5 protein-coding genes and 1 pseudogene are annotated in these 3,935 nt (G+C 40.5%); 5 read left to right on the top strand and 1 reads right to left on the bottom strand.

Annotation, left to right across the window (positions count from 1 at the left end; all coding sequences use genetic code 11):
* The 3 genes and pseudogenes from EWV84_RS08025 to EWV84_RS08015 all read left to right on the top strand — a co-directional run.
* Positions 1 to 197, top strand: a pseudogene (locus tag EWV84_RS08025) (DNA (cytosine-5-)-methyltransferase); the annotation flags it as partial.
* Between the two features lie 3 nt (positions 198 to 200).
* Positions 201 to 1,271: a HaeII family restriction endonuclease gene (locus EWV84_RS08020; protein ID WP_287077580.1), complete on the top strand. Its 1,071-nt coding sequence runs from the start codon at positions 201 to 203 to the stop codon at positions 1,269 to 1,271.
* Positions 1,272 to 1,324: 53 nt separating this feature from the next.
* Positions 1,325 to 2,764 (top strand): GUN4 domain-containing protein, encoded by a 1,440-nt coding sequence (locus tag EWV84_RS08015; protein ID WP_287077579.1) that lies wholly within the window; start codon positions 1,325 to 1,327, stop codon positions 2,762 to 2,764.
* 92 nt (positions 2,765 to 2,856) lie between these two features.
* Here EWV84_RS08015 and EWV84_RS08010 read toward each other — a convergent pair whose 3' ends face one another.
* Positions 2,857 to 3,645, bottom strand: a complete 789-nt coding sequence (locus EWV84_RS08010; RefSeq protein WP_004158023.1) for a transposase — start codon at positions 3,643 to 3,645, stop codon at positions 2,857 to 2,859.
* 34 nt (positions 3,646 to 3,679) lie between these two features.
* Between EWV84_RS08010 and EWV84_RS23070 the strand changes: the two genes are divergently transcribed.
* Positions 3,680 to 3,859, top strand: a complete 180-nt coding sequence (locus EWV84_RS23070; RefSeq protein ID WP_071821076.1) for a DUF6888 family protein — start codon at positions 3,680 to 3,682, stop codon at positions 3,857 to 3,859.
* On the top strand, positions 3,856 to 3,935 hold an 80-nt coding region (locus EWV84_RS23065), incomplete at its 3' end, for a DUF6887 family protein (RefSeq protein ID WP_502705763.1). The genes EWV84_RS23070 and EWV84_RS23065, both read left to right, overlap by 4 nt.

Here is a 3,935-nt window from a genome sequence, read left to right as displayed (position 1 = left end):
TTCCCGATGATTATCAAATTGTCGGCAGTTATCAAACTATGCGAAAATTAACGGGTAATAGTGTAGCGATTTCCTGCGTAGCTGCTGTGGTTAATTCTGTAATCGAGTCTTTGTTAGATGTTGAGCAAGCATCAACTAATTCATTCTCGTTCAATCGAACTACTCAATTAAGTTTATTTTCGACTCAGGAGTTTTAGATAGTGGTAAGTATTAAAGACGCTAAAATGAGACTTGATAGCATTATTGCTAAAGCGAGAATTGACTTGTATAAGCCAATTCAAATTGCCGAAGTTCTCAGAAAATCTCGGTTAGAAAAAAATATCAAAATTTTAGATTTAAAGACTTATCAAAATCAATCTATTCGTTGGCGAGATGAAGTAACAATAAGATTGCTTAATAAAGTTTCTACATCTTCTGCTAGATATCAACATGATGTATGGAGTACCACAGCCATGTCTCCTGAGTTACTGGAAATTCTTGATCGAGAAAATAAGCGAACACGGGGAGGTGTAGAACGTTATATTTATTTAAAATTTAGTGAAAGACAAGCCACTGTATCAAGTTTAATTGACTATATAGACAGTCAAAATGAGAAAAGTTTTGATTTAAAATATTTATTAGATGAGTTTAGTGCTAAAGCAGGAATCCGCAGAAGTATAGACAAAGCATACGAGATTATAGCTTATAGTTTATTTGAAACCATTGTAGTATCTCTGGAGGCAGAGATCACAATGTCTATACCTTCAATCAAACAAGATTTATTAAACGAGTTTTCTGATTTAGCTAAAGCCTTACTTGGTTTAGATAAGAACCAAAATAAGCGAGTATTTAAGGCTCATATTTATAGAGTAGGAGTGACGAATGCAGCCGATAGAGGATTAGATATGTGGGCAAATTTTGGCATAGCTATTCAAATAAAACATTTAACCCTTGATGAAGAAATAGCTCAAAATATTATCGATAAAGTAGAAAGCGATCATATAGTTATTGTTTGCCGTGATGCTCATGCTGATGTCATCAAAATTATAGCTCAACAAATCAGTTGGGGACAAAGAGTGCGTGGCATAATACTTGAATCGGAGCTAATTAATTGGTATAACAGATGTTTGCGAGGTGAATTTTCTAATTTGTTGGCCAAACCTTTACTTCAGTATCTAAGTGATAACTTTAGAAAAGAATTTCCTCAGTCTATTGCTTTAGCAGATTTTTTAAAGGAAAGAAAATATTTGAAATTGAAAATAAGAGATGATGACATTTGGGCTATTGATTAGATTACCAAAAAATAGTATAATAGGGGTTATCTTCCCATACTTGTCAAACGGCTATGAGTCTCTGTCTCAATCCCGATTGTTCGCACAAAAACACCCCCACGGATAAATTCTGTCATAAGTGCGGTTCTCAATTACTGCTCAGAGAACGTTATCGAGCGCTAAAATTAATCGGTCAAGGGGGTTTTGGTAAGACATTTCAAGCGATAGATGAGGATAAACCCTCAAAACCCTACTGTGTCATTAAACAATTTTTCCCATCCGCGCAGGGAACAGGAACTTTACAAAAAGCAGCAGAATTATTTAGAGAAGAAGCGATTCGTTTAGATAGTTTGGGAAGATACCCACAAATCCCCGAACTTTACGCCTATTTTACCAGTAATGACGGGCGACAATACCTCGTCCAGGAATATATCGAAGGACAAAATCTCGAACAAGAATTAAAACAGGAAGGAGTATTTAACGAAGCCAAAATTAAACATCTTTTGTCAGAGATTTTACCGATTCTAGAATTTATTCATAGTAAACAAGTAATCCATCGCGACATTAAACCCGAAAATATTATTCGCAGAAAAAGCGATAATAAATTGATTTTAGTTGACTTTGGGGCGGCAAAATTTGTCAGTCCTTTAAATCGTTCCATGACAGGAACAATTATCGGTTCTGCGGAATACATCGCACCAGAACAGGGGAACGGGAAAGCAGTTAACGCCAGTGATTTGTATAGTTTGGGTGTAACTGGCATTTATTTATTAACAGGAATATCTCCCTTTGATTTATTCGATGGGGGAGAACACCAATGGGTATGGCGACAGTGGTTAGTTAATAATCCTGTTAGTAATGAGTTAGGGAATATTCTCGATAAATTAATTGAATTTGGCACGAAAAAACGCTATCAATCTGCCTCGGAAGTGTTGTCAGCTTTGCAGATCAAAACATCAGTCTTTATCCCCCAGACAACTATTCAAAAACCCGTTAATCCCGTTATTTCCGTTCCCCAAACTCCCCCATCTATTCAGCTTAAAAGTGCCAAAGGAATCGATTATCGGAAATTAGAAGATTTATTAAAACGGCAGCAATGGAAGCAAGCGGACGAGGAAACCGCCAACGTGATGCTACAGGCTGCCAACCGCACAAAAGAAGGATGGCTACGGGAGAGCGATATCGATAATTTTCCCTGCGAGGATTTGCGAACCATTGACCAATTATGGGTTAAATATAGTGGCGGTCGCTTTGGTTTTTCTGTGCAGGCGAAAATCTACCGCGAACTTGGTGGAACGCGGCAGTATAATGAAAGAGTTTTAACGGCTTTCGGAGATAGGGTAGGCTGGCGAGTGAATAAAAGCTGGATATACTACAAAGATGTTACTTTTGACCTAAAAGCACCCCTAGGACACCTCCCGGGGCGGGGGTGGGGGGGATGGAGTAGGAGTTTTGGAGTTTTTTTTGGGGTTAGTGTTGCGGGTCACTCTCTTCTCTCGCGTCGAGACTTGTAAAATGTAACATATAAAGGTTACAGCCAATTTTTAAGAATTGTATCAGGTTGGTTTTCCACGAAGCCATGCGGGTTCTGGGTTTTCGATACCTGTCACCCAGGCCCCGCGTCCTGTCCGCGACATGATTGTAGTATGTCCCCGGCGACGCGGGGGTTGTAGGCGTTGGCAAAAACGAACTGATCCGCCACCGCGAGAATTTCTGGGGTGACTTCCTCCCAATCCTCCCAGAGAGACAATTGGCCTGGAGAGGATTTTTTAGACCTTTTCTTCGGCTTTATCCCCGCGAGTAGCTTACTTCCCCAGTGGTTGCGGGTTTCCGGCTTCGGTCGCGGCCGGTATTTCTTGCAGAATCCGCGATATTTGGCCGCGCATTCCTCTAGGGTTTCCCCCAGACTCAAAAACGCAGGATGCCAAGTGGTTAAGCCATCGTCTCCGAGTCGGTCATAGACCCCGTAATCGCTAAAATCGTAGAAGAATCCGACTTGGACTCCCGCAGCCTTCGGATTGGCGTGAATATAGCGTAGGGTATTCAGCGCTCGCTTGGTATCTGTGGTGGGAAAGCCGCTACTGTGATAGCGTTTCTCCCAGAAGTGACCAGTTCGATTCAGCATTCGGTTAAAACACATGGCGGTGTACCAGTTCAACCAGTGCATGATTTTGGGCAAGTCTTCTGCGTCTTTCGGTTCGATGAGATAGTGAATATGGTTACTCATCACACAGAGCGCGTAGAGTTTGAATCCGTACTTCTCGATCGCTTTTTTGATAGCGTAGAGTAACACCTGTCGGCATTCTAGACGGGTGAGGCGAAATTCTCGGTTATTACAGCGAATGGTTATATGATAGGAATAACCTGGGATTAGTTCTCGTTTTGCTCGTGACATTTTGCGTATTTTTCCCCGCGAGGACTTGTAGAATATAACACCTAAAAGAAAGATACCGCTATCTTTATTTGTCAGTTGCTTATCTTTTTTCTACCAACCGATATACCTATTCCGCTATGATAGCCGACTCAAAATTATTTATATTTTAGCGGGAACCAATGAAGACATCAGCATTTTAATCGATGAACAGGGAAATTGGAACTTTGAATTATGAAAAAATCACCTTCGGAAATGACTAACGCAGAACTCCGTCAGTATCTTTCGGAACATCGAAATGAAGAAGCTATTTT

The organism is Microcystis sp. M_QC_C_20170808_M3Col (assembly GCF_007095505.1).
In the GTDB taxonomy this organism is placed as follows: Bacteria; Cyanobacteriota; Cyanobacteriia; order Cyanobacteriales; family Microcystaceae; genus Microcystis.
The sequence above is the reverse complement of the archived record's forward strand: the minus strand, read 5'-3'. Positions and strand labels throughout refer to the sequence as shown.

Coding starts and splice junctions, on each gene's coding strand:
- EWV84_RS08015 (WP_287077579.1), top strand. CDS start 1,325: ATGAGTCTCTGTCTCAATCCCGATTGTTCGCACAAAAACACCCCCACG.
- EWV84_RS08010 (WP_004158023.1), bottom strand. CDS start 3,645: ATGTCACGAGCAAAACGAGAACTAATCCCAGGTTATTCCTATCATATA.